We start from the raw sequence: 23,660 nt of genomic DNA on the forward strand, positions 1-23,660 counted from the left end.
GCCGGTTTTGGCAATCTGGTTTGCATGCCAGATCAAACTCACATTCGGTCGTTGCGCGGTGGCAACTGCACCAACATTCCGCTTGCGGCGGGCAGGCTCGAGAGGAGGACGAGACCCTTCTTCGTTACGGCGTTTGAAGCCATGCAATCCATCGGTTCGTCCACCCGGATCGGCCGAGGCTGATCAACCTCGGCGGATTGGTTTTGAGGCTGAGAGGCGTGGTGTCAGGCGCCGGGCTTCACCACGGCTCCCTCGATCACGACGCCGGCGGTCACGTATTTCCACAGGGCCACGAGCAGCTTGCGCGCCAGCGCCACGATTGTGCGCTTGCGGCCGCGCTGGCTGTTGGCCTTGAACCACTGGGTCAGAGCCGATTGAGGCTGGTGACGTATCCACAGCCAGGCGAGCTGGATCATCGTGGTTCTCAGGCGCGGATTGCCGGCCTTCGACACGCCCTGCTCACGCTCAATGCCGCCACTGCGCCATGGCGTGGCCGCAAGACCGGCATAGGACGCAACCTGGCGGCGGTTGGTGAACTGACGGTGGAAGGCCTCCGACCAGAGAATGGCAGCAAAGTTCGGGCCCAGGCCCTTCAAGTCGAGCAGCATCGCGACCGGGTTCGATGCAGCCTTCTCGCCTGCTGGTCGGCTTGCAGCCAGCAATGCATCCTGCTCGCGCTCTACCGCCGCGATCTGGTCGAGCAGAAGTTCGAGCCGGTCGAGCTCGCGGCTGATCTGCGCCTTCAAATGCGCCGGCAGCAGCCGCCCGTCCCCCGTGCGCAAGGCCTCGAGCCGCGTCCGTCGATCGCGCCGCAGCGGCACGTAGTCGAATATCCCTTGCGCAAACAGAACACCCTTGATCCGGTTCACATGCACGATCCGCTCCGCGATCAAGGTCCGCCGCTCCCGGCAAAGCCTGCGGCGGTCCTCTTCTTCCGGAGAGGGGGCAACGACCATCGCGCAGACCCGTGGCTCGCCGCGCTTGTAGGCCAGAAGCGACCGCAACAGCGTCTCGCCGTCCAACCGGTCCGTCTTGGCCCGCCGGCGCCGGCGCGGCGTCGCGATCGAGGCCGGATCGACCACGTAGCTCTCGACGCCCTCCGACTGCAGAGTGCGGTGAAGCCAGAACCCATCCAGCCCCGCCTCCTGGATGGTGATGATCGGATAACTCTCGCCCGTTCGCGCCTGGGCCTTACGCTTCAGCGCTGCAAAGAGCTTCAAAAGCTCCGCAATAGCGCCGGCCTTCACGCTGTGTTTGGACATCTTCTCGCCCTTGCCGGGCGACAGCGATGTAACCAGCCATGTCGAACGGCTCAGTTCCAATGACAAAAAAATTGCGCCAATCTGCGTCCGGATAGCGGCCAGTCCGTCGGAAAGATGATCGAGCAACATCGTTGTCTCCAGGTTGAGTGCTTCAGCAACCTCAGTCTGGCCTCAGACCCGGTCGCTATCCACTCCCCATGGAATCTTCGCTGCGCTCGCAATGATGATGCGGAGAGAGCTCGCGCTTGCAACTACTGCTGCGCGCTCGGCAGCAACTGCGGCAGAAATCCTCGCGTCACGTTGGGCGGCACCGCATCGAGCCCCAGCACGGCGCTTGCGGCCGGCAGCGCAGCATCCGCCATTGCAGCATGACCTTCCGCGCTCGGATGCACCGCGCCGCCATAGACGGCGGACAGCACGCCCCAGGTCGCGTCGTGGATGTCGGTCGGCTGGCTCGCCGCGGGCAGGCCTTGCGGATAGGTCATCGCAGCAAAATAGCTGTCGTTGGCGTCGCGGATCCAGCGTGCGCGGGGCAGGTAGGCGCGATATTCCGAGGCGCCGCGGCCGCACAGCATCGGCTGGCTCGCTGCGCTGACGATATCAGGATTGAAGCTCTGGCCGTTCTCGGCAAAGCAGCTGCGGTCGAATTCGGGATCGTTGCCCGAATGGGCGCAGAAGCCGTGGTCGGCGAACGCGTCCTGGTGCGCGTCGACGAAGGTCATGCGGTCGGATTCGGGATCGCGGCACAGCGCGCCGCGGGTGCAGGTGGCGAGTCCCTTCAGCTGCGGCAGGAATTCGGTGTCGACGAAGTTGGAGACGCGGGCGAGGCGCTGCGGATCGGCGTTGAAGGACGGATGGATGTCGAAGCCGGCGCGGCCGCCGCGGCAGGGCACGCCGCCGTCGGCGAGCGCAGGATTGGCGTAGGAGACATAGACCACGTGCGAGAGGTCGCCGCCGACAAGCGGCTTCAGCGCCTCGCGCAGCTTGACGAAGTTCTGCGGCAGCTCGCGCTGCAGCGCATCGCGGGAATCATCGACGCTGGCCATCACGCCGGAGCGGCGGAACAGCGCGCGCTCGGTCGCGGTATCGACGATGACGTCGGCGACGAGGCCGGAGAAATAGACGTCGTTGGCGCCGACCGACAGCAGCACGAGATCGAGCGTGCGGTCGGGCTGGCGTTTCTTTGCCGCGGTGAGCGCCTCGCGCAGCTCGGCGACCTGGGCGTTCACGCTGGTGTTGCAGACGCCGGTCTTGCCGGGCGGGCATTCGCGGGCGCGCTGTGAGCCGAGCAGCCCGTCGCCAATGCTGGCGCCGGTGCAGGCGAGCGGCAGGAAGGTCACGGCGATGTGGGTGTAGCGCACCGCAAGCGCCAGCGCGGTGCGCGCCTGGTAGCTGTAGAGCGAGCGATGGCAAGGCGCGTTGAACCAGAGCGCGCCGTAGCGTTGCCAGTTGGCGAGCGTATCCGGCGCCTCACAGGCGCGGCCGCCCTTGAAGCCGTGGCGGCTCGGCCGGTAATACTGCGCGCCTGCGGTGCCGAGATAGGAGCGGAAGCAAAATCCTTCATCTGCCAGTGCCAGCGGCCGATCCGGATTGCCTTCGCCGGAGGCGATGCTGTCCCCTAGGCCAGCGATGAAGATGTCGCGGACCTGAATCTCGGTCTGGACCCGCTGGCTCGGATCGGAGCCGGCGGAAACGTCGACGGTCGCGACCGTCGGCTTGCCGTAGCGGACGCGCAAATTGACCGGCTCGGCGCAGTCGAAGGTCGAGGCTTGCGGTCCATCACCATCATCGAACGACCAGGCGCAGATCGCGCCGACCGGCACCGCGCCGGTCAGGCGCACCGTCACCGGATGATCGATCGGTGTAATGTAGTTCTCTTTAACATTGTCGCGGGTGCAGGGCTGGTTGACCCGGCCCTGGAGGTCGATGCACAGGCGGTTGACCATGTTGCGCGCCCAGCCGCGGCCCTCGCTCTGGAGCTCCAGTGACTGCTCGGCGGCAAGGATGCTGCGGTTACGCGCGTTTTCGACATGGAGCAGGAAGTCGCGTTCCTCACGGAACAGCCGGAAGCGGTTGCGCACCTCCCAGGTGATTTGCAGGGCGCTGTCCTGCGCGGCAGCGGGCTCGGGAGGCAAAATCGTCAGCAACCCGACAAGCAGCAGGGCGCCTGCGGAGAGGGTTTTAAGCGATGATCGGAACATGGCCCGCGTCTTCAACGGCAAAGTTGAGGCGGAAATAAGAGAGCATTGCTCACCCGCCCGCAACCTTTGTCTCAGGGGAGACCTAGCGCTTGGCGGCTTGGCGCAGCGACCGCTCACGTTCCATGGTCGTCACCTGCTTGGGCAGGTTGGCCTGCGCGCAGGCCTCCGCCAGCCGCCGTCGTTCCTGCCAGGGCTCGACCACATTCATCCAGAGCTCGCGCGCGCCCATGATGGAGATGGCAAGGGCGAACGGGATCACGAAATAGAGAAGACGGAACACCAGCAGCGTCGCCAGCAGCTGTTCGCGGCCGAATTCCGGCAGCGCCACCAGCATGGCTGCATCGAACACGCCAATCGAGCCGGGCGCGTGGCTGGCAAAGCCGATCAGGGTCGCCAGAATGAACACTACGGCGAGCGACATGAAGTCGATCGGCGGGTTGGCCGGCATCAAGAGGTACATGGCGGTGGCGCAGAAGCCGAGATCGACCACGCCGATCAGGATCTGCACCAATGTCAGCGGTGCCGACGGCAGCACCACCTTCCAGCCTTTCTGGCCAAGCTCGCGCCGCTTTTCGCCCATGCAGAGCCAGACCAGATAAGCGCCGATCGAGGCGAGGCCGCCGAGCGCGATCAGGCGGTTCAGCGACGCGGGCAGCTGGTCCATCGCGGAGGCGGCATCCGGATGGATGGCCATGCCGATCGAGAGCACGAAGATGTTACCGAGCCAGAAGGTCAGGCCTGACAGGAAGCAGATCTTCGCGACGTCGATCGCGTTCAGCCCGTAGTCCGAATAGATCCGGAAGCGGATTGCCCCGCCGGTGAAGACGGTGGCGCCGATATTGTGGCCGATCGAGTAGGACGTGAAGCTGGAGAGCGCCGCGATGCGATAGGGCACGTGCTTCTTGCCGATCGTTCGCAGCGCAAAAAAGTCGTAGAAGGTCAGCGTACAGAACGCAAAGAAGACGCAGATTGCCGCCAGCCCGATACTGCCGCGGGGAATCTCGGTCAATGCGGTCAGGATGACCCCGGTATCGATGCCCTTGAGGGTCCGCACCAGCGTTGTGATCGCGAAGGCGATGATGAAGACGCTCGCGGCAATTCCGAGCCGTCGCCAGCCGATCCATCTCTTGAAGCCGCGCTTCAGCGCGGGCAGCAGTCCGTGCATTCATCCTCCCGGCGGGGGGCAAAGACGACCGGGCCAGGCATTGGCCGGTCGGGCGCGATCACGGCCAAAGGCAAGCATCGATCGCTAGGCATGATCCAGCTCATTTAAGGCAAAAACAGCGGCTTGTGCAGCCCTTGACAACAATAGGTTCTGCATTGGACCGGCCACTTTTGTCATACGCGGTTCACATCGGATGCGCGTTAAGCATATGAGTCGTGAAACCGGCTCCTCTCGCGCGCTTGGTGTGCCAGCATGATTTCAAATCTTGGCATTGTTCGCATTGTTCCAGCGCAAGCGGTCATCGGCCTTTTTGGAACGTCGATGCCGCATGCTCGTTAGGCTCGATCAGCAATCGAACATGGCGGAATATGCGGCTTTTCGTGCAAGCCGGCGCCTCCGTGTTCCCGAAACCGAGAGGACCGGAACGATGGGACTGTTCACAAAGGACATCAAAACCATGAACGACCTGTTCGTGCATCAGCTCCAGGACATCTATTATGCCGAGCAGCAGCTCACCAAGGCGCTGCCGAAGATGGCAAGCAGGGCCACCGATCCGCAGCTGAAACAGGGCTTTTTGACGCACCTTGAGGAAACCAACCAGCACGTCGCACGCCTCGAAGAAGTGTTCAAAATGCACGGCGTCGCCGTGAAGGCGGTCGACTGCCCAGCCATCGACGGCATCATCGAGGAAGCCGACGAGACTGCCGGTGAGGTTGCGGACAAGGCGGTGCTGGATGCGGCCCTGATCAATGCGGCGCAGGCCGCCGAACATTACGAGATCGTCCGCTACGGCAGCCTGATCGCCTGGGCCAAGCAGCTCGGCCGCAGCGACTGTGCGGCGGTGCTCGCCAAGACGCTCGAGGAAGAAAAGGCGACCGACAAGAAGCTGACGGCGCTGGCCGAGAGCAAAGTGAATCTGCGCGCGGCGAGCTGAGGCGAATGTACCGGGGCGATGTCGAGAACGCCGCGCCGTCAGCGCGGCGTTCGACAGTCAGCGGTCCGAATATTTGAGGCCGAAGCCGAGCGCGATCACAGCAAAGGCCGCGATCATCACGGCGAAGACAAGGCTCGCAAGACGCGGGTTTGCCAGCGTCGAGATCACGCCGATGCCGATCACAGGCAGGGCGTTGCCGAGAAAGCCGCAGATGAAATAGGCCGAGACGACTTCCCCGCGACGATCCTCCGGCGCGATCTGGTTCACCACCTGCAGGCTGCCGCGATAACCCAGTCCCACCGCGACGCCGCACAGCGCGGTTGCCGTGATCATCAGCGCCACCGAGGCCTGAAATTGTGCGGCGACGATCAATGCCACGCTCGGCAGCATGAGGCCGAGGGAGCAGAGCATGGCCGTGCGGCTCGAGAGCGAGCGCGTCAGCGCGATGACGATGGCCACCACTGCGGCGAGTTCAAGGAAGACTGCCCCTGCGATGGCGTGGCTGGTCTCGTGCAGCTCGTTGGCGAGCACGCTCGGCACCAGCGCGGCAAAGAACGCCACCAGCGCCATCGCGCCGAAGCCCGTCACCGCCGGCGCGACGAATGCGGCGCGAATGGCGGGAGGTACCGCCGCGCGCGGACGGACCGAAATCCGCATCAGCGCATCGAGTGGCCGCGGAACCGTCTCGCTGGCAAAGGCAAGAAGGATGGCAGTGAGCAGGAGCGCCGCCAGATAGACGATGAAGGGCATCCGCAGCGGATGTGGCGCGTAGTCGGCGAGCAGCCCCGCGATCAGCGCGCCGATACCGAGGCCCGCGAAATTTGCAGCCGTCGCAACGACAGTGGCGCGGGATTTGTCGGTCTCTGCGATCAGCTCCGAAAGCCAGGCCGTGCCAGTTGCGGCGCCGATGCCGATCGCCAGCCCGCTCAGCACGCGCCCGACATAGAGCGCGGCGATGCCGTGCGCGAACAGGAACACCAGTGCGCCGATGATGGCGATGACCATTGCGGTTAGGGCTGTCCGGCGGCGGCCGATCTGGTCGGAGATGCGCCCGAATATCAGCAGCGCAGCCAGATTGCCGATCACATAGGCCGCGTAGATGAGCGTCAGCGTGATCTGCGAGAAGCCGAACTGTCGCTCGTAGATCACATAGAGCGGCGTCACCACGGTGCTGCCTGCGAACAGCACGCCGATCAGACCGGCGACGATTGCAAGACTCGTCGGCTTGCCGAACTCCGACCTGCTGTGTGAGGCAGTAGAGTAGTGCTTCGTTGCCATACCTAACCCTTGGATGTAGGTCCCGGCAGCCAACTCGAAGCAACCATGCACGTTCCCTGTGCAGCCGGCGCGGCTGACATGCGCGCGCGGCAAGGTTGATTGGAATGGCATGGCTCATCCGGCGTTGAAAAAAGGGGACGAACGCTTTTTGACCCGCAACGATCGGTTGATTTTGGAAGTTCCTGTTCACCATCCGGAACGGCAGTCATCCTCCGTTACTCAAAATCCACCACTTCCCCGCACTGCTGATGGCAGGCTTGGGGAATGCTCATGTATCAGGTCCTTTACTGTCTGACTGACGAACATGACTGGCGGTTGGTCGCGCTTGGCGGCGCGGTGTGCCTGCTCGCCAGCACAGCCGCGATCAGCCTGTTTCACCGGGCGCGCGCAACGCAAGGATCGGGCCGCCTAGTATGGTTAACGCTCGACGCAGTCGTTGCCGGCTGCGGCATTTGGGCGACGCATTTCATCGCCATGCTGGCGTACGGGCCGGGCGCGGCCGGCGCCTATAACGTGCCGGTGACGCTGCTATCGCTGATCTTCGCCATCGCCGTCACGTTTGTCGGCTTGAGTGTTGCGGTCTCGGCCATCCAACCCAGCCTCGTCGCCCTCGGCGGGGCGATTGTCGGAGGCGGGGTGGCGGCGATGCACTATACCGGCATGATGGCCCTCGAGATCCCTGCGCGCGTCAGCTGGGCCGCCGGCACCGTGGCCGTGTCGATCCTGCTTGGGCTGGTCTTCGGTGCACTCGCACTCCATGTCGCTGGACGGCGCGACAGCTTGTCCGGCGCGCTCGGCGCCGCGGTGCTGCTGACGGTAGCCATCGTCTCGCATCATTTCACCGCTATGGGCGCCGTGCAGTTGACGCCAGATCCGACATTGGCGATCAGTGGACTCTCGATCCCTCCCACATCGCTGTCGGTTTTGACCGCGAGTGCTGCAGTTGCGATCATCGTGATCGCATTGATCGCCGCGCTGCTCGACCGCCGCGCCAAGGGCGAATTGGGCCGCCAGCAGATCGTGTTGGACAGCGCGCTGGAGAACATGTCGCAGGGGCTGTGCATGTTCGATGCGGACGGCAAGATCATCCTGTTCAACGAGCGCTATGCCGCGATGCTCGGTCGTACCGACATCCTGCTCACCGGTCGGCTACTGGTCGACGTGCTCAGGGAAGAGCAGGCCAAGGGCCAGTGGCAGGGCGACGCCGATGAATTCTTCGCGCGCCTCATCGCCGACGCACGCGAGGGCCGCACCACGACCGACCTCGTCAACCGGTTCGGCCGCTCCATCCGGGTCGTCAACCAGCCGATGCAGGGCGGCGGCTGGGTGGCCACCTTCGAGGACATCACCGAATGGCTGGAGGCGCAGGCCAAGATTTCGCACATGGCCCGCCATGATGCGCTGACCAGCCTGCCGAACCGAGTGCTGTTCCACGAAGAGCTGGAGCAGGGGCTGCGTCGGACCAAGTCGGGCGACCAGCTCGCTGTGCTTTGTCTCGATCTCGATCACTTCAAGGACATCAACGACTCGCTCGGCCATCCCATCGGCGATGCGCTGCTCAAGGAGGTTGGCCGCAGGTTGAAGGCGACCGTCGGCGAGAACGACACCGTGGCGCGGCTCGGTGGCGACGAGTTCGCGGTGGTCCAGATCGGACGTTCCGATGAGACCGCTGCGAGGTCCCTTGCCGGCCGCCTCGTCGAGGTGATCTCGGCGCCTTACGAGATCGACGACCATCAGATCGTGATCGGCGTCTCGATCGGCATCTCGCTGTCGCCGCAGGACGGCAGCAATCCGGACGAGCTGTTGAAGAACGCCGATCTTGCGCTCTATCGCGCCAAGGCGGATGGCCGCGGCACGTATCGCTTCTTCGAAACCGGCATGGACGCGCGCGCTCAAGCGCGGCGTCTGTTGGAAATGGATCTGCGCGCGGCGCTGCAACGCGACGAGTTTCAGGTCTACTATCAGCCGATCCGTGACGTCGCCAGCGGTCGCGTCGTTGCCTTCGAGGCGCTGTTGCGCTGGAACCATCCGCAGCGCGGGCTGGTCGCGCCCATCAGCTTCGTTCCGCTCGCCGAGGAGACCGGGCTCATCGTTCAGCTCGGCGAGTTCGTGCTGCGCTCGGCCTGCACCGACGCAGCCACCTGGCCCGACGATGTCGATGTCGCCGTCAATTTGTCGCCGGTGCAGTTCAAGAGCCCGCACCTGATTGCGTCCGTGACCGAAGCGCTGACCGCTTCGGGGCTTGAAGCGCGCCGCCTCGAGCTCGAGATCACCGAATCGGTGCTGCTCCAGAACAGCGAGGCGACGTTGACGACCCTGCACGAGCTGCGCGCCATGGGCCTGCGAATCTCGCTGGATGATTTCGGCACCGGCTATTCCTCGCTGAGCTATTTGCGCAGCTTCCCGTTCGACAAGATCAAGATCGACCGCTCGTTCGTGTCGGAGCTGGCGACGCGCGAGGATTCCATGGCGATCATCCGCGCCGTGACCGGCCTCGGTCGCAGCCTCGGCATCGTCACCACGGCGGAAGGCGTGGAGAACGACGCGCAGCTCGAGCTGCTCCGGCGCGAGGGCTGCACCCAGGCGCAGGGCTATCTGTTCAGCAAGCCGCGGCCGGCGTCCGACGTGGCGATGATGCTGGACCGCCCGCGGCTGCGCGCATCGGCCTGAAGGATCAGCCGCGGCGCAGCGCGAAATGCGCGCCGCAGAACGCCATCACGGCACCGAGGCATAGGGCGGCGAGCCCGGCGAGCACGCCCGAGACGGTTGGGATCGGGCTCGGCGCCGAGGCCGCCTGGCCCGCTCCCGCAAGCAGGAGCACGGCGACCGCGATCAGGAATTGCCGCATCCGCTGCGGGATCTGCCCGGAGACCGCACTCTGCATCAGGCTCGCCGTGAAATAGCCGCCGGAGAAGCCGACCGTGGCGATCAGCCACCACGCGATCGCGGCGCCGGCCGGCATGAACTCATGCGTGTCGGAGCGCCAGAGCCCGCCGAGGTCGAGCCCGTAGCGCGCGCCCAGCATGTGCACCGCGAGCGCGAGCAGCACGCCGGAGATCATTGCGGCGCCGAGAATCAGGTGGCGCGGAAAAAAGGTCGTCTCAGCCATGCCTCGCTTGTAGGATGGGCGAGGGCGATCGCGCAAGCCGATCGCGAATGGGATCAATGATCGATATGCGGGGAGCTGAAGCTGGTTCGGCCACGAGCTACGCCTACAAGGCCTCGCTGATCGGCTCGGCGCATCGCTTCGAGCTGACGGAGGAGGGACTGTCCTGGCATATCGGTGGACGCTCCTCGCTGTGGCGCTACGACGAGATCTCGGCGATCCGGCTGTCGTTCCGCCCCGTCTCGATGCAGCAGCACCGCTTTCGCGCCGATGTCAGCCGCGCTGGCGGTGGCTGCATCGCGATCCTGTCGACGAGCTGGCAGACCGCGGCCCTGATGGCGCCGCAGGACAACGGCTTTCGCGATTTTCTCATCGAGCTCCATGCGCGGATGGCGAAAGCGGGCAGCCGCGCGGAATTGACCGCAGGCCTCGGCCGCAAGACCTATGCAGCGGTGCTGGCATTGCTCGCGCTGCTGGCGGTGGCAATGGCGGGGCTGTTGATCCGCGCGCTTCTGATCGGCGAATTCGCCGGCGTGCTGTTCATCCTCGGCTTTGCCGCGCTGTTCGCCTGGCAGATCGGTGGCTTCGTCCGGCGCAACCAGCCGCGGAGCTACAGTTTTGATCGCGTGCCGAAGGCCTTGCTGCCTTAGCTGCAATCGACCGCAATCAAAGTTGACTTCGCGCTTTGGCGCCGGCATCGCATCTTGCGATCATGTCAGTCATGGACCGCAGCACTCGTCTGCCGACGGCAGATGAGATCGTAGAGATCAACCGCACACATCTGATCGATACGCCGCTCCGACCGGCCGACCTGTTGTTCATGTTCGGCACCCGCGAGGACGTGGGCTTGCGCGCCGACACCGCTGCAAGGCTGTGGCGGGAGGGCCTGTTCCGCTGGTCGATTGTCAGCGGCGGCGTGACGCCGGGCTCGGAGCAATCCGAGTGCACGATCATCAAGGCGGCGATGGCCGCGGCGGGCGTTCCGGCGAACCTTATCCTCGAAGAGCATCGCGCGATGAACACCGGCGAGAACGTGATTTTCTCCTTGCCGATCATCGATGCGGCGCTCGGACTGCAAAATATTCGAAGCGTGATCTGTCTCGGCAATACCTGGACCGCACGCCGCTATCCGATGACGTTGCACCGGCACTGGCCGGAGGTCGACAAGATGCTGCTCACTGTCGATAGCTTCGCGACGCCGCGCGCGCTTTGGCACACGGATGACGAGTTCCGCCGTCGTGTCCTGCACGAATGGGACAAGATCGAGCCTTACATAGCGCGGGGCTTCATTGCGGAATGGCCGGGGCCCTGAGCAGCGCGAGGTCGTATGCTACTCCGTCGAATCAAAATCCTCTTCCTTGGTGCCGAGCAGCGAGACGATGGTGCGCAGGCCGGAATCGAGCTGCTCGGGCGAGGGCGGGGCGAGGGCGAGTCGCACCGCGTTCGGTGCATGTCCATGCGCGATCGCGAAGGTCGAGGACGGCGTTAGCGCGATGCCGCGCCTTGCGGCCGCGGCGACGAAGGTCTGCGAGCGCCAGTGCGGCGGCAGCGTCAGCCAGAGATGATAAGAGCGCGCGTCGGCGGCGAGCTGGTAGCCGGCGAGCAGCCTCGCGGCGGTCTGCTGGCGGCGCGCCGCGTCGATGCGCTTGAGCCGGGTCAGCTCGGCGACGGTGCCGTCGGCCATCAGCCGCTGTCCGGCCGCCAGTGCGTGGCCGGAGGCGATCCAGCCACCGGTGCGGACCGCACTCATCACGCTTTCGCGCAAGTGAGGCGGCGCGACGAGGATGCCGAGCGCAAGGCCCGGCGCGACCTTCTTGGACAGGCTGTCGATCACGATGCAGCGGTTCGGCCCGAGCGCCGCCAGCGGCGTGTCATCGGCGAGGAAGCCATAGACGGCATCCTCGATGATGGTGAGATCGAGCTTCTCGGCGATGCGCATGATGTCTGCGCGCCGCGTCGCGTTCATGGTGACGCCGAGCGGATTCTGGATGATGGGCTGGAGATACAGCGCCGACAGATGCGCCTCGCGATGTGCCTTCTGGATCGCGTCGGGTCGCGCGCCGAATTCGTCCATCGGGATCGGCACCAGCGTCACGCCCAGCCGCGCGGCAATGCTCTTGACGTATGGATAGGTCAGCGCCTCGACGCCGCAGCGGCCGCCGGTCGGAACGAGCGCCGCGAGCGCGGCCGCGAGCGATTGCTTGCCGTTGGCGGTGAAGACGATCTGCTCGGCCTGCGGCGTAAAATCCTTGCGCGCGAGATAGGCGGCAGCCGCATTGCGCGCGCTCTTGGTGCCGGTGCTGGTCGAGACGCGCAGTGCGGATTCGAGCGCGTCGACGCGCTCCAGCCCGGCAAGGCTCTTGGCGATCATCGCCCATTGCTGCGGCAATAGCGGATAATTGACCTCGAAATTGATGCGCGCGTCGGCCGGCTCGCTCAGCGTCTCGACCTCGCGCCTGATGTCGCCAGAGATGAAGGTGCCGCGGCCGACCTCGCCGACCACGAGGCCGCGGCGGAGCAGCTCCGTATAAACCCGGCTGGCGGTCGAGACCGCAATGCCACGGTCATAGGCAAAATTGCGTTGCGGCGGCAGCCGGTCGCCGGGCCTTAACGTGCCGTTAGCGATATCGACTGCAATGGCATCGGCAAGCTTCACGTATTCGAACTTGGACATTATTGCACCGAGAGCAATGTTTTACTTGCTCCGAGGAGTGTACTGGAGCATTTAAGTTCCATCAAGTTCCGCGATTGAGCCGAGGGGAGCGAGAGCAATCCGACGGCAAATGAGGTGCAGGCGCTGACAGCGTCCGCGCCAACGGCACCTGCTTCGCCGCGCGGGACGACAGGCCGGAGAAGAAAAATGACCACGATCTCGCAAACTGCCGGGCGGAGTTTACGCCCATCCTCAATGAGCGGATTTTTCACTGCGCTCGCCCATGGCGCTTCTGCGTTGTTCAACCGCCTCGAGCGCCGCTCCGCCGTCAAGACGCTGAACGAGCTCGACGACCGCGCCTTGCGCGACATCGGCATCACGCGCAGCCAGATCGAGGATGCGGTGTACGGGCAGTTCAAGACCGAGCTGTCGCGGTATTTGTAAAGTCCACTCCCGTGTCCCGGACGCGCTGCAGCGCTCTTGCGCTGCTGCGTAGAGCCGGGACCGAGGAGGCCGCAGAGCTGGCTGATGCATGGGCCGCGGCTCTGCTGCGCACCGCCGAGGCGCTGCGCCGGCAACGGGCGGTTCTGATCCAACCGCCCGTTGCCACATTCTGGCAGATTTCGGGGACACAAGGGCGCAGGGAAGGCCGCACAGGCGTTAAGTTTGTTCTTGAGTGTTGGAATCACACGTGATTCCAAGGCGGGATGGCAGACGAATCGCTTCTGAACGAGGACTGGACGAGAGTGGTTGCGCAGCTCGGCGGGGCTGCGCAGCTTGAAATAAGTGCGCGCCAGACGAAGGCTTTCGTGCGGCGGCGCCAAATTCCAGATGCGGTGTCGTTACTTCGGCTGATGCTGGCCTATTGTCTGGGTGAAAGAGGGTTGAGATCGACAGCCGCGTGGGCCGCTTCTGTTGGCCTTGCCGACCTCAGCAGCGTGGCGTTGTTCTATCGCCTGCGTCAATGTGGCGATTGGTTTGCAGTGCTGGTGGAGGGCTTGCTGGCTGCGGCAGCCCCGAAGGCGAGCCGAGGCCGCCTGATCCGCATTATCGATGCGACGACAGTGCCTCAGGCAGGACCGGCTGCGCGCAGGAACAGTGAGCTTTGGCGCGTTCATAGTGCATTCGATCTGCCATATGAGCGCTTTGGTCACTTCGAGCTGACAGATCAGCAAGAGGGCGAAACGTTTGACCGGATACCGGTGGTCAAGAACAGATCCGCATTGCTGACCGCGCTTATCTGCAACCTGACCGCATCGCCGCTGTCCGCGACGCCGGGGCAGACGTTTTGATCCGAGCGGGCTGGAAGAACGCACGTTGGCTTGATGGCAAAGGCCTTCCGTTCGATCTGATGGCCCAATTGCGTGCGGCGAAGGCGCACGGACTGATCGATCGGAGGATTTGGATCAAACGCAAGGACGGTGCGCCTCTGGCTATGCGTCTGGTCGCAGTCAAGAAGCCCGCCGGTGCAGTCGCGGCTTCGCGTCGTAAAGCCCGGCGCGACGCACAAGACGAAAACCGCGTCATCTCCAAAGAAACTCTGGAAGCCGGGTCATTCTGGTCACGTCGCTCGCACGGGACGAGTTCTCCACCAAGGATGTACTCGCGCTCTATCGACTGCGATGGCGCATCGAACTTGGCTTCAAGCGACTGAAGAGGCTGATTGGTCTCAAGACGCCACCTGGAACCGATCCGCGCTCCGCCAAGCCCTACTTGCTGGCACACCTCTTGATCATCCTGCTGCTCGAGCCGCTTGCCCGCGACTTCGAGGACTCTCCCCGCTGGATGCAGGCCGCCTGACGGCACCTGGCGCTTGGCGTGTTTTGCAACAACTCGTTGCATCCTTGCTACAAGCGATCATTCCACAACCAACCATCCGTTGCTTCCGCCGCAGAAAGCGAGCGCTTGGGCGGCACCTGCGCGAGCCTCCTCGAAAACGTCCGTATCAATCGATGCTCGCGCTACCTTAACGCCTATGGGGAAGGCCGGGAGCCGGCTGGCACCCGCGGTCCACCGTGCGAGGTTCGCAGTCAGGAAATCTGCACAGCGGCATACTGGTGAAGCCAGGACATGCCGGCCTTCCCTGCGCAGTGGTTTGACGGCTTATGTCGCGCTCTCCCGCGGGGAGCGATGCACTATTGCCCCGTCGCCTTGCGGATGGCTGATGGGCGCGCCCGGTCGGGCAACACACATCACCGCAAGACTTGGCGCACAGACCCCGGGCGCCAGGACCACACGATTTTGCCGTACGCAAATCACACCGGTCGTATGCGCGACGGCCTTGCTCACAGTTGCCTGCCCTGCAAAACCCTTCGCGCCGACGCGACCTGCGTCCACCGCCGCCCGGCCCGCGTTCGTGACGATCGCGATACGTCCCTCTTCCTTGGGCCAGGTTGGCGCGAATATGCGCCATTTCTGAATTTCGGTAAAGCTGAATATTTCGCGGCGTGCGTTGACCCACCGCTCGTGTGTTTTGCCCGTCCCGGGCAACACAAGGCCTTGTAGCCCGGATGAGCGAAGCGACATCCGGGATTCGCGGCACGAGCTGTCCTGGGTGTCGCTTCGCTCACCCGGGGCTACGGGCCTGTGGATCAGGCGATTGCGACCTGGTCCCACGGTCTGTCGAGAGCTCGATCGTCTTCGAAACGGTTGGGCTTGAAGCGAGCCCTTATAGCGGCGCGGCGTTGACGCCGATGCCGCGGCAGGTGCGCAGCGACAGCGCCCGCGAGCGCGGCGATGCACGCTGCGGCCTGTTTGACGACGAACAGGATGGTCGTGACGCGGCTCAGCACGCCGAGCAGGATCAGCACCGAGAAGATATCAATGTAGGCGAGGAAGTCGCCGACCAGCATCAGTTCCGGCGGAATCGGAATCCTGTGGTAGTAGGCCAGCACGAGAATCGCGACAGGGATGAAGGCGATCACCTTCCGCGCCGTCGGCCTGTCCAGCAGCGCGGCGAGTTGCACGACCAGCACCTCCCATAGCGCATCACCGATCGCGAGCGGGACCTCGTAGGTCCATTTCCGCCACCATTGCTTCACGACATTGCTCCGAGTCAGTGGACGCTAAGGTGGTTAGCCGGAGCCCGGATGAGCGAAGCGATATCCGGGACTCTCACCGTGAGCGGCCCCGGGTGTCGCTTCGCTCACCCGGGCTACAAGGGAATTGATCCAACCCTCAGTGCCTGACCACCAGCACGGAGCATTTGGCGTAGCGGACGACGTGCCCGGCGTTGGAGCCGAGGAAATAGGTGCGCATCGCCGGCCGGTGCGAAGTCATCACGATGAGGTCGGCCTTCATGTGCGCGGCTTCCTCCAGGATCTCGTGATAGATGCCGCCCTGGCGCACCACGCTGGAGATGCGAGAACGCTCGATGCCGGATTCGCGCGCGACGATGGCGAGGGCTTCTTCCGAGGTCTGACGCTGCTGCTCGTCGAAATCGGCCGGCACGTATTCAGCCAGCATCACCGGCGTCATCGGCAGTACGTTGAGCAGGCGCACCGTGCCGCTCCAGGTCTGCGACAACGTCGCCGCGGTCGCGATCGCCGGCTTGGCGAGATCGGTGTCGGCGAGATCGATGGGCACGAGAATGGACTTGAACATCTGCGCCTCCAGTCTTCCAGTCAGGAAGTCTAGAGCCATTTCCGTTTCGATGGAATCGGAACGGGGCTCGAGCTTCCTGTTTGGACGCGTTTTCTTTACGCGAACCGGTGTCCACTTCGCTCGAAAACGCCAAGCTGACCAACCGGTCGAGACGGCGCCCGCGCGTCTCAGGCCGATCGAAGCAGCTTGGGGCTGACGAACAGCACCAGCTTGCCGCGGCGGTAGGCCACGTCCTCCCAATCCTTGACGTTAAAGTCGAAGATCGCAAGCCCTGCGGTGGGCAGGTTGCCGGCGAGCGCCTCGGCGCCATCAGGATCGCCGCCGCCGATCAGCATTAGGGCGATCTCGTGCATGCCGGGATTGTGCCCGATCAGCAGCAATCGCTTCGGATCGGCCGGGGCGGTTGCAGTGCGAATGGATTCCAGGATCTGCGCGGGATCGGCGCCATAGAGTTCCGGCAGGATTTCGACCTGCGGCGCCGGGACGCGGTCCTTCATCGCCTGCCAGGCGATGTCCCAGGTCTGCCGGGCCCGCACGGCGTGCGACACCAGCACGGTATCGGGGAAGGGCGGATGGGAGGCGATCCAGTCGCCCATCTGCGCGGCATCCCTGTGGCCGCGGTCGTCGAGCCGGCGGTCCTGGTCACGGCCGCTCGGTGCGTCGGTCTCGGTCTTGGCGTGACGCAGCAGCATCAAACGGCGCATGGCATTCTCGAATCGTTACGTGTCCAGGATAATCTACCGGCGCCTGTTGCGGACAAGGTGACAAGCGCCCGCACAGTCCTTTAAAGCGCGATGAGATTAGGGCAAACCCTCATCGCGCTTTAAGTTTTTGTTTTGAGCATGATCTCGGCACAAATCCGATTTCCGGGTTTGTCGCCATAGAAAACCGCTGCACACTTCTCCGGATCATGCTCTAAGAAAACTGCATGAGCGAGACTTCCACAAGCGTGTCCCAGGAAGAAGCCGGCTTTCGCGACCGCGCGCGGCTGTCGTTCGATCTCGATGCCGACATTTGTGTGATCGGAGCGGGGCTTGCCGGGCTTTCTATCGCGCTGCAAGCCGCCCGGCTCGGAGCCAGTGTCGCAGTGCTCGAGGGCCGGCATGTCGGCTGGAACGCCTCCGGCAACCAGCTCGGCACCGTGATGCCGGGCTTTGCGCTGCCGCTCACCGACCTGATCGAGCGCATCGGCTTCGAGGATGCGCGCGAATTGTGGACGCTGTCGAAGGAGGGTGCCGAGTTCGTCCGTGCCAACGTCACGGAAGAGAACATGGCGGGGATTGGCCTTCGCGAAGGCGTGCTGGAAGTCTCCAACGTCGATGCCGGCGACCGGCTGATCAGCCGGTTGCAGATGTTGAACGAGGATTTCGATACCGAGGTCGAGGGCTGGCAGGTCGATCGCGTCCGCCAGGTTCTCAAGACCGATCGCTACTTTCACGGCGTGTATTACCCCAAGGCGTTCCAGGTCGACGGCCGGAAATATGTGCACGGCCTTGCGGCGCTGGCGCGGCGGGCGGGCGCCCGCATCTTCGGGGACACGCCGGTGGTCAGCATGGATCATTCCGGCATCCGCAAGCGCATCGTCACGCCCTCGGCGCGGCTGCGCGCGACGCACATCGTGCTCGCCGGCAACGTCCATCTCGGCGCGCCCTTGAAGCGTCTGTCGGAAACGCTGCTGCCGGTCTGGCGCTATGCCGGCATCACTGCGCCGCTTGGCGAGCGCCTGCACGAGATCATCGCCTTCAAGGGATCCGTGATGGATTCCGACGGCGTCGATCATTTCCGGATCGTCGATGGCGACCGGCTGATGTGGGAAAGCCCGGAGACCACCTGGGCGGCGCGTCCGCAGCGCTTCGCCGGCGCTGTCAGGCGGCGGATCCGCACGATTTTTCCCGAACTCGGCAATGTCGAGATCACCGAGATGTTCGGCGGCGCCACCGGCCAGACTGTGCACGGCATGCCGCAGATCGGTCAGCTGCGCAAAGGCCTGTGGGTGGCGAGCGGGTTCGGCCGCCAGGGCATGAACACCTCCGCCATGGCCGGACAGATGATCGCGCGAAGTATCTTGTGGGGCGATGACCGCTGGAAGCTGTTCTCACCGTTCGAGCTGGTCTGGGCGGGCGGCGCCACGGGGCGCGTCGCCGGCCAGCTGGTCGGGATTTGGGGCAGGGCGAGCTCCGCCGCCGCAGGCTCGCTCGCCCGTTATCGAGAGCGTGCCAGGATCAAGGACAGGGAACGCGAGGCACGCCTCGCCGAAGCCAACCGGGCTGCCGGCACCGGTCCACGCCGTCTCCCGGACGGCGTTCGGCCGCGACCGGCTTTGCCGCCGAAATCTGCGCCTCAAGACACAGAGCAGGGCAGAGAACCGGCCTCGCACGACGTCGGCGTCTCGCAATAAGCCCAAGAAAAATCCCGCCCGGAGGTGTAACGTCGGCCGTCAGAGCCCGTATCTCAGGGCGTGAGCTCCCCGCGCAAGGAGAATGAGATGTTTGACCGCCGCATCCTTTTGACCACTGTCGCCGGCCTGTTTGGACTTTCGGCCTTGCGCTGGCTGAGAGCTTCTCCGGCTGAGGCCGGCGAGAAGGCCGCGCAAAAATTCGAGATCACGAAGACCGAGGCTGAATGGCGTGCCCAGCTCACGCCGCAGCAATACGAGATCCTGCGCAATCATGGCACTGAGCGGCCCGGCTCCAGCCCGCTCTTGAAGGAGCACCGCAAAGGCATCTTCGCCTGCGCTGGCTGCGACCTGCCGCTGTTTTCGTCCGAGGCCAAGTTCGAGAGCGGGACGGGCTGGCCGAGCTTCTATGCTCCGATCGAGGGCAATGTCGGCAAGACCGACGACCGCACCTATGGCATGGTCCGCACGGAGGTGCATTGCCGCCGTTGCGGCGGCCATCTCGGCCATGTCTTCGACGACGGTCCGAAGCCGACGGGCTTGCGCTACTGCATCGACGGTTTCGGGCTGGTCTTCCACCCGGCTGCGGCGTCGGCGACGTGATCTTTGGAACGTCATTCCGGGGCGGTCCGCAGGACCGAACCCGGAATCTCGAGGTTCCGGATTCGATGCTGACGCATCGCCCCGGAATGACATCGTGCCCCCGGCAATTGTTGCCGGCCCGGCAATTGTGCCCCAGTCATCCGACTGGGGCACGTCCGTTTAAGCCATTGATTTCCTGAGGATACCCGCATTGGCATAGGCCTTGCGACTGTCTCTTCCGACTGCGGCCATGGTCGACCGGCCGCCGAGATCGGATGTGGAGACAAAGTTATGGGTATCTTCGATGCAATGAACACCTCGGTGGGTGGCCTGCAGGCGCAGTCCTACGCGCTGCAGAACATTTCCGGCAACATCGCGAACTCATCCACCACCGGCTACAAGGGCATCGGCACCAGCTTCGTCGATCTCATTCCGGATGCCTCGGTGCCGAGCAAGCAGGTCGCAGGCGGCGTGACGGCCAACGCCAAGGCGACCATCACCACGCAAGGCACGATCTCCTCTTCCACCGTCGCCACCAACATGGCGATCACCGGCGATGGCTTCTTCTCGATCCAGAAAGCGACCAGCATCGTCGACAACCAGCCGGTGTTCAACGGTGTCACCTATTACACCCGGCGCGGCGACTTCCAGCTCAATGCCAACGGCAATCTGGTCAACGGCGCCGGCTATTACTTGATGGGCGTCACGGTCGATCCGAAGACCGGCAACCCGACCGGCAGCGTGGCGAACGTCCTGCAATTCCAGAACAACTTCATTCCGGCGCAGGCGACCACCTCGATCCAATACGCGGCAAACCTGCCGACCCAGCCGAACACCGTGGCGAAAACGACCGCGTCGAGCGGCACGCTGCTGGCGGCCGGCGGATTGAACCCGTCCGACTTCGCCGCCAATCCGCTGCCGGTCGGCACGCCGCCGGCGCCCTATGCCAACGCAACGGTGTCAGGCGCGGCTGCAACCGGCAACGTCCGCTCGGCCTATTCGTCGACCTCGGCGACGGGCACGGTTGGGCTCCAGAACAACTCGTCGGCCGTGGCGTCCGGGACGACGTCGTTGGATGGCACCGCAGTCACGCACCTCGCCTCCAGCATCCTCGGTCAGCTGGCCGGGCAGACGCTGGTGATCAATGGTCATAACATCGTTTTCGATACCAGCACTACCGTCACGCCGGATGGCCTTGGCGGCACCGCAATTGGTCTCGGAGCGGGCACCACCGCAAGAGTGTCCGACATCCTGAACGCGATCCAGACTGCCGGCGGTGCCGGTGTCACTGCTTCGCTGAATGCCAGCGGCAACATCGTCATCTCGACCGGAACCGGCACCGACGTGGCGATCGGCAGCGGCCAGGCAGCTACGGCGCTCGGCATCAGCAGCATCACGCGCGGCGGCAACGTGCTGTCCTCGCCCCCGATCTCGGGCGCGACGGTGCTGAGCGGCACCGCGACCGCCGGCGGCGCCCAGGTGCTTACGTCAGGCTTTTCGGCGGGTCCGCCCGCCGACACGATCACCGTCAACGGTCAGACGCTGACCTTCGTCGCCTCGGGTGCCTCGGGTCCGAACCAGATCAACATTACCGACAATATCACGACCCTGCTCGGCAAGATCGACGCGCTCTCGGGCGCGTCGGGGTCGTCGGTCAGCAGCGGTGGCGTGATCACGCTGAACACCGGCACCGTCTCCAACCTCACGGTGTCCAGCTCGAATAGCGCTGCCTTTGCCGCGCTCGGCTTCACCTCGACGATCACCAAGAATCGCGACGGTGGCGGCACCGCCGGCACCGGCGGCGTGATCGGCAACGACATCGCCACCTTCACCAAGGAATCGATCAGCGGCGGCGCCGTGACCGCGTACAATGCCGCCGGCACGCCGGTGAATCTGCAATTGCGCTGGGCCAAGACCGACAGCGCCTCGCTGGGCGCGGGTCATTCCGATAGCTGGAACCTGTTCTACCAGACCGATCCGAACGCGACCGGCACGACCGTCGGCTGGGTGAACACCGGCCAGACCTTCACCTTTGCCGCCGATGGCTCGCTGACGTCGCCGAGCGGCTCCGGCATCACCATCAACAACGTCACCGTCAGCGGCCAGTCGCTCGGCTCGGTCGCCTTCAACATCTCCTCCGGCGGGCTGACGCAATATGCCAGCACCAGCGGCGCGGTGACCATCAACACCATCACCCAGAACGGCTATGCCGCCGGTCAGCTCCGCTCGGTCGCCGTCAACAACAACGGGACCGTGGTCGGGACGTTCTCGAACGGCCAGAATCTCAACCTCGCCCAGGTGCAGCTGTCGCATTTCAACGGCACCAATTATCTGAAGGCGCTCGATGGCGGCGCCTATGCCGCGACTGAACAGTCGGGAGACGCCATCGACGGCGCCTCGGGCACCATCAGCGGTTCGTCGCTGGAGGGATCCAACACCGACATCGCCGACGAGTTCACCAAGCTGATCGTGACCCAGCAGGCCTATTCGGCCAACACCAAGGTGATCACGACCGCGAATTCGATGGTGCAGGACCTCCTCAACGTGTTGCGCTGATCGGCGCGTAACGTAACCAAAGGCGGGTCAGTGATATGGGTTTGAGTTCAGCCCTCGCCAGTGCGATGAGCGGCCTGCGTGCCAACCAGGCCGCGCTCTCGATCGTCTCCTCGAACGTCGCGAATTCGCAGACGCCGGGTTACGTCGTCCAGACGCCGAACCAGATCGAGGTCACCACCGGCGATTTCGGCTCGACGGCGATGACAACCGGCGTCAGCCGCGAGCTCGACAGCTATGTGCTGAACCAGCTTCGGACCGAGACCGGCGGCAGCGGTTACGCCGACCAGATGGCCAACATCCTGAAGCAGCTTCAGAATGTCTACGGCACGCCCGGCAACGACGGCACGCTCGAAAGCGCGCTGAACAAATTCACCACGGCGCTCCAGGCGTTGTCGACCAGCTCGGGCGCGTCCTCTGCGCAGACCGTCGCGCTCGGCGCGGCGCAGACCTTGGCGCAACAGCTCAACGTCACCACCAAGGGCATCCAATCGCTGCGCTCCAATGTCGAGCAGGATCTCGGCAACTCGGCGCAAGCCGCCAACGCGGCGATGAAGCAGATCGCGGATATCAATACCAAGCTCCAGGGCCTGTCGGCCAACGATCCGTCGGCCGCCACGCTGATGGATCAGCGCGACCAGGCCATCAACACGCTGTCGAAATATGTCGACGTCCGCGTCACCACCGACAATTCCAACCAGGCCAACATCTACACCACGACTGGTATTCAGCTCGTCGGCGCCGGGCTCGCCTCGGAATTCTCCTTTGCCTCCGCCGGCGCATTGTCGGCGACCTCGCTCTACAACATCGATCCGGCCAAGTCCGGCGTCGGCGCGTTCAACATCAAGCTGCCGAACGGCTCGCAGGTCGACGTCGTCGCCAACAACGTGGTGTCTTCCGGCCAGATCGCGGCCGACCTGAAGCTGCGCGACCAGACGCTGGTGCAGGCGCAGAACCAGATCGACCAGCTCGCCGCCACGATGGCGAGCGCGCTGTCTGACAAGACCACGGCCGGCAGCACGGTCTCCGGCCCGCCGGCTGGATTCGATCTCGATCTTGCCGGCGCGCAGCCGGGCAACACAGTCAACATCACCTACACCGACACCGCGACCAACACGCAGCGCCAGATCACGCTCATCAACGTGACCGACCCGGCCGCGCTGCCGCTCCAAAATGCGACGAACGCCAACCCGATGCGGATCGGCGTCAACTTCTCCGGCGGCATGGGAGCGATCGCCGCTGCACTCAACACCGCGTTATCAGGCACGCATCTGTCGTTCTCCGCCGCCCCGTCGCCGGCGTCCGCCACGACGCTGCGGGTGACCGACGACAACACCGGCCTTGCCAAGATCAATTCGGCCTCGACCACCAAGACGATCTCGTCGCTGACCTCGGGCAATCCGCAGCTGGCGGTGTTCACCGATGGTGGACAGTCGCTCTACACCGGTGCGATCACGGCGTCGGGCTCCCAGATGACCGGCCTTGCCGGGCGCATCGCCGTGAACACCCAGCTGGTTTCCGATCCGACCCGGCTGTCGGTCTACAACACCTCGCCGGTGACGCCGGGGGGCGACACCACGCGCTCGGACTATCTCTATTCGCAGCTCACCAATGCGGTGTTCTCCTATTCGCCGGAGAGCGGCCTCGGCTCGGCGAGCCAGCCCTTCACCGGCAGCGTCTCGAACTACCTCCAGCAGTTCCTGAGCGTGCAGGCCAACGCCGCGACCCAGGCGACCCAGCTCCAGCAAGGCCAGAGCGTCGTAGTCTCGACGCTCCAGGCGAAGTTCGACTCGACCTCCAAAGTCAATCTGGACACGGAGATGTCGAACCTGATCCAGCTTCAGAATGCCTATGCCGCCAACGCCCACGTCATGTCGGTGGTGCAGAGCATGATGAACACGTTGCTCCAGGCTCAAGTGTAACAAGTA

The 23,660-nt window shown here is 64.4% G+C and carries 19 protein-coding genes and 1 pseudogene; 11 read left to right on the plus strand and 9 right to left on the minus strand.

Annotation, left to right across the window (positions count from 1 at the left end):
- Positions 1-224: 224 nt before the first annotated feature.
- The 3 genes from P6U29_RS15745 to P6U29_RS15755 form a co-directional block, all read right to left on the minus strand.
- Positions 225-1,391, minus strand: a complete 1,167-nt coding sequence (locus P6U29_RS15745; RefSeq protein WP_407118417.1) for an IS110 family transposase — start codon at positions 1,389-1,391, stop codon at positions 225-227.
- Positions 1,392-1,513: 122 nt separating this feature from the next.
- Complete coding sequence (locus tag P6U29_RS15750; RefSeq protein WP_407118418.1) at positions 1,514-3,463, minus strand: hypothetical protein; 1,950 nt, start codon at positions 3,461-3,463, stop codon at positions 1,514-1,516.
- An 82-nt stretch (positions 3,464-3,545) separates the two neighbouring features.
- Positions 3,546-4,628, minus strand: coding sequence for a YbhN family protein (locus P6U29_RS15755; RefSeq protein ID WP_407118419.1), 1,083 nt, complete (start codon positions 4,626-4,628; stop codon positions 3,546-3,548).
- Positions 4,629-5,055: 427 nt separating this feature from the next.
- Between P6U29_RS15755 and P6U29_RS15760 the strand changes: the two genes are divergently transcribed.
- Positions 5,056-5,562, plus strand: coding sequence for a ferritin-like domain-containing protein (locus P6U29_RS15760; RefSeq protein WP_407118420.1), 507 nt, complete (start codon positions 5,056-5,058; stop codon positions 5,560-5,562).
- A 57-nt stretch (positions 5,563-5,619) separates the two neighbouring features.
- Here P6U29_RS15760 and P6U29_RS15765 read toward each other — a convergent pair whose 3' ends face one another.
- Positions 5,620-6,951 (minus strand): MFS transporter, encoded by a 1,332-nt coding sequence (locus tag P6U29_RS15765; protein ID WP_407118421.1) that lies wholly within the window; start codon positions 6,949-6,951, stop codon positions 5,620-5,622.
- Between the two features lie 159 nt (positions 6,952-7,110).
- Between P6U29_RS15765 and P6U29_RS15770 the strand changes: the two genes are divergently transcribed.
- On the plus strand, positions 7,111-9,510 hold the full coding sequence (locus tag P6U29_RS15770; protein ID WP_407118422.1) for an EAL domain-containing protein: 2,400 nt from the start codon (positions 7,111-7,113) through the stop codon (positions 9,508-9,510).
- 4 nt (positions 9,511-9,514) lie between these two features.
- Here P6U29_RS15770 and P6U29_RS15775 read toward each other — a convergent pair whose 3' ends face one another.
- A complete protein-coding gene (locus P6U29_RS15775) occupies positions 9,515-9,949 on the minus strand; it encodes a hypothetical protein (RefSeq protein WP_407118423.1) in 435 nt (144 codons plus the stop codon).
- Between the two features lie 56 nt (positions 9,950-10,005).
- Here P6U29_RS15775 and P6U29_RS15780 point away from each other — a divergent pair, with 56 nt between their 5' ends.
- Together P6U29_RS15780 and P6U29_RS15785 are read left to right on the plus strand one after the other, a co-directional pair.
- Positions 10,006-10,596, plus strand: a complete 591-nt coding sequence (locus P6U29_RS15780) for a hypothetical protein (RefSeq protein ID WP_407118424.1) — start codon at positions 10,006-10,008, stop codon at positions 10,594-10,596.
- A 62-nt stretch (positions 10,597-10,658) separates the two neighbouring features.
- Positions 10,659-11,258 carry a YdcF family protein gene (locus tag P6U29_RS15785; RefSeq protein WP_407118425.1) on the plus strand — a complete coding sequence of 200 codons (600 nt, stop codon included), beginning with the start codon at positions 10,659-10,661 and terminating at the stop codon, positions 11,256-11,258.
- Between the two features lie 18 nt (positions 11,259-11,276).
- Here P6U29_RS15785 and P6U29_RS15790 read toward each other — a convergent pair whose 3' ends face one another.
- On the minus strand, positions 11,277-12,620 hold the full coding sequence (locus P6U29_RS15790; RefSeq protein WP_407118426.1) for a PLP-dependent aminotransferase family protein: 1,344 nt from the start codon (positions 12,618-12,620) through the stop codon (positions 11,277-11,279).
- A 234-nt stretch (positions 12,621-12,854) separates the two neighbouring features.
- On the opposite strand from P6U29_RS15790, the gene P6U29_RS15795 reads away from it, so the two are divergent.
- The 3 genes and pseudogenes from P6U29_RS15795 to P6U29_RS15805 all read left to right on the plus strand — a co-directional run.
- Positions 12,855-13,043: a DUF1127 domain-containing protein gene (locus tag P6U29_RS15795; RefSeq protein WP_407118427.1), complete on the plus strand. Its 189-nt coding sequence runs from the start codon at positions 12,855-12,857 to the stop codon at positions 13,041-13,043.
- A 263-nt stretch (positions 13,044-13,306) separates the two neighbouring features.
- Positions 13,307-13,891 carry a hypothetical protein gene (locus tag P6U29_RS15800; protein WP_407118428.1) on the plus strand — a complete coding sequence of 195 codons (585 nt, stop codon included), beginning with the start codon at positions 13,307-13,309 and terminating at the stop codon, positions 13,889-13,891.
- A 229-nt stretch (positions 13,892-14,120) separates the two neighbouring features.
- Positions 14,121-14,399: pseudogene (locus P6U29_RS15805) on the plus strand (transposase); the annotation flags it as partial.
- A 791-nt stretch (positions 14,400-15,190) separates the two neighbouring features.
- Here P6U29_RS15805 and P6U29_RS15810 read toward each other — a convergent pair.
- From P6U29_RS15810 to P6U29_RS15820, 3 genes are all read right to left on the minus strand, one after another.
- Positions 15,191-15,640 (minus strand): hypothetical protein, encoded by a 450-nt coding sequence (locus P6U29_RS15810; protein ID WP_407118429.1) that lies wholly within the window; start codon positions 15,638-15,640, stop codon positions 15,191-15,193.
- Positions 15,641-15,776: 136 nt separating this feature from the next.
- Positions 15,777-16,202, minus strand: a complete 426-nt coding sequence (locus P6U29_RS15815; RefSeq protein ID WP_407118430.1) for a universal stress protein — start codon at positions 16,200-16,202, stop codon at positions 15,777-15,779.
- A gap of 167 nt (positions 16,203-16,369) precedes the next feature.
- Complete coding sequence (locus tag P6U29_RS15820) at positions 16,370-16,906, minus strand: SixA phosphatase family protein (RefSeq protein ID WP_407118431.1); 537 nt, start codon at positions 16,904-16,906, stop codon at positions 16,370-16,372.
- Between the two features lie 224 nt (positions 16,907-17,130).
- Here P6U29_RS15820 and P6U29_RS15825 point away from each other — a divergent pair, with 224 nt between their 5' ends.
- The 4 genes from P6U29_RS15825 (at position 17,131) to flgK (ending at position 23,654) form a co-directional block, all read left to right on the plus strand.
- A complete protein-coding gene (locus tag P6U29_RS15825; RefSeq protein WP_407118432.1) occupies positions 17,131-18,600 on the plus strand; it encodes an NAD(P)/FAD-dependent oxidoreductase in 1,470 nt (489 codons plus the stop codon).
- Positions 18,601-18,687: 87 nt separating this feature from the next.
- A complete protein-coding gene (msrB, locus tag P6U29_RS15830; protein WP_407118433.1) occupies positions 18,688-19,200 on the plus strand; it encodes a peptide-methionine (R)-S-oxide reductase MsrB in 513 nt (170 codons plus the stop codon).
- Between the two features lie 270 nt (positions 19,201-19,470).
- Positions 19,471-21,735 carry a flagellar hook-basal body complex protein gene (locus P6U29_RS15835; RefSeq protein WP_407118434.1) on the plus strand — a complete coding sequence of 755 codons (2,265 nt, stop codon included), beginning with the start codon at positions 19,471-19,473 and terminating at the stop codon, positions 21,733-21,735.
- 35 nt (positions 21,736-21,770) lie between these two features.
- Positions 21,771-23,654 (plus strand): flagellar hook-associated protein FlgK, encoded by a 1,884-nt coding sequence (gene flgK / locus P6U29_RS15840; protein WP_407118435.1) that lies wholly within the window; start codon positions 21,771-21,773, stop codon positions 23,652-23,654.
- The last annotated feature ends 6 nt before the right edge of the window (positions 23,655-23,660 follow it).

It is taken from the genome of Bradyrhizobium sp. LMG 9283, from assembly GCF_045571415.1.
Taxonomy (GTDB): Bacteria; Pseudomonadota; Alphaproteobacteria; order Rhizobiales; family Xanthobacteraceae; genus Bradyrhizobium.

What these genes read in the sequence shown, in the direction of transcription:
- P6U29_RS15745 (WP_407118417.1), bottom strand. Translation starts at nt 1,391, where the DNA reads ATGTTGCTCGATCATCTTTCCGACGGACTGGCCGCTATCCGGACGCAG.
- P6U29_RS15750 (WP_407118418.1), bottom strand. Translation starts at nt 3,463, where the DNA reads ATGTTCCGATCATCGCTTAAAACCCTCTCCGCAGGCGCCCTGCTGCTT.
- P6U29_RS15755 (WP_407118419.1), bottom strand. Translation starts at nt 4,628, where the DNA reads ATGCACGGACTGCTGCCCGCGCTGAAGCGCGGCTTCAAGAGATGGATC.
- P6U29_RS15760 (WP_407118420.1), top strand. Translation starts at nt 5,056, where the DNA reads ATGGGACTGTTCACAAAGGACATCAAAACCATGAACGACCTGTTCGTG.
- P6U29_RS15765 (WP_407118421.1), bottom strand. Translation starts at nt 6,951, where the DNA reads ATGCCATTCCAATCAACCTTGCCGCGCGCGCATGTCAGCCGCGCCGGC.
- P6U29_RS15770 (WP_407118422.1), top strand. Translation starts at nt 7,111, where the DNA reads ATGTATCAGGTCCTTTACTGTCTGACTGACGAACATGACTGGCGGTTG.
- P6U29_RS15775 (WP_407118423.1), bottom strand. Translation starts at nt 9,949, where the DNA reads ATGGCTGAGACGACCTTTTTTCCGCGCCACCTGATTCTCGGCGCCGCA.
- P6U29_RS15780 (WP_407118424.1), top strand. Translation starts at nt 10,006, where the DNA reads ATGATCGATATGCGGGGAGCTGAAGCTGGTTCGGCCACGAGCTACGCC.
- P6U29_RS15785 (WP_407118425.1), top strand. Translation starts at nt 10,659, where the DNA reads ATGTCAGTCATGGACCGCAGCACTCGTCTGCCGACGGCAGATGAGATC.
- P6U29_RS15790 (WP_407118426.1), bottom strand. Translation starts at nt 12,620, where the DNA reads ATGTCCAAGTTCGAATACGTGAAGCTTGCCGATGCCATTGCAGTCGAT.
- P6U29_RS15795 (WP_407118427.1), top strand. Translation starts at nt 12,855, where the DNA reads ATGAGCGGATTTTTCACTGCGCTCGCCCATGGCGCTTCTGCGTTGTTC.
- P6U29_RS15800 (WP_407118428.1), top strand. Translation starts at nt 13,307, where the DNA reads ATGGCAGACGAATCGCTTCTGAACGAGGACTGGACGAGAGTGGTTGCG.
- P6U29_RS15815 (WP_407118430.1), bottom strand. Translation starts at nt 16,202, where the DNA reads ATGTTCAAGTCCATTCTCGTGCCCATCGATCTCGCCGACACCGATCTC.
- P6U29_RS15820 (WP_407118431.1), bottom strand. Translation starts at nt 16,906, where the DNA reads ATGCGCCGTTTGATGCTGCTGCGTCACGCCAAGACCGAGACCGACGCA.
- P6U29_RS15825 (WP_407118432.1), top strand. Translation starts at nt 17,131, where the DNA reads ATGAGCGAGACTTCCACAAGCGTGTCCCAGGAAGAAGCCGGCTTTCGC.
- msrB (WP_407118433.1), top strand. Translation starts at nt 18,688, where the DNA reads ATGTTTGACCGCCGCATCCTTTTGACCACTGTCGCCGGCCTGTTTGGA.
- P6U29_RS15835 (WP_407118434.1), top strand. Translation starts at nt 19,471, where the DNA reads ATGGGTATCTTCGATGCAATGAACACCTCGGTGGGTGGCCTGCAGGCG.
- flgK (WP_407118435.1), top strand. Translation starts at nt 21,771, where the DNA reads ATGGGTTTGAGTTCAGCCCTCGCCAGTGCGATGAGCGGCCTGCGTGCC.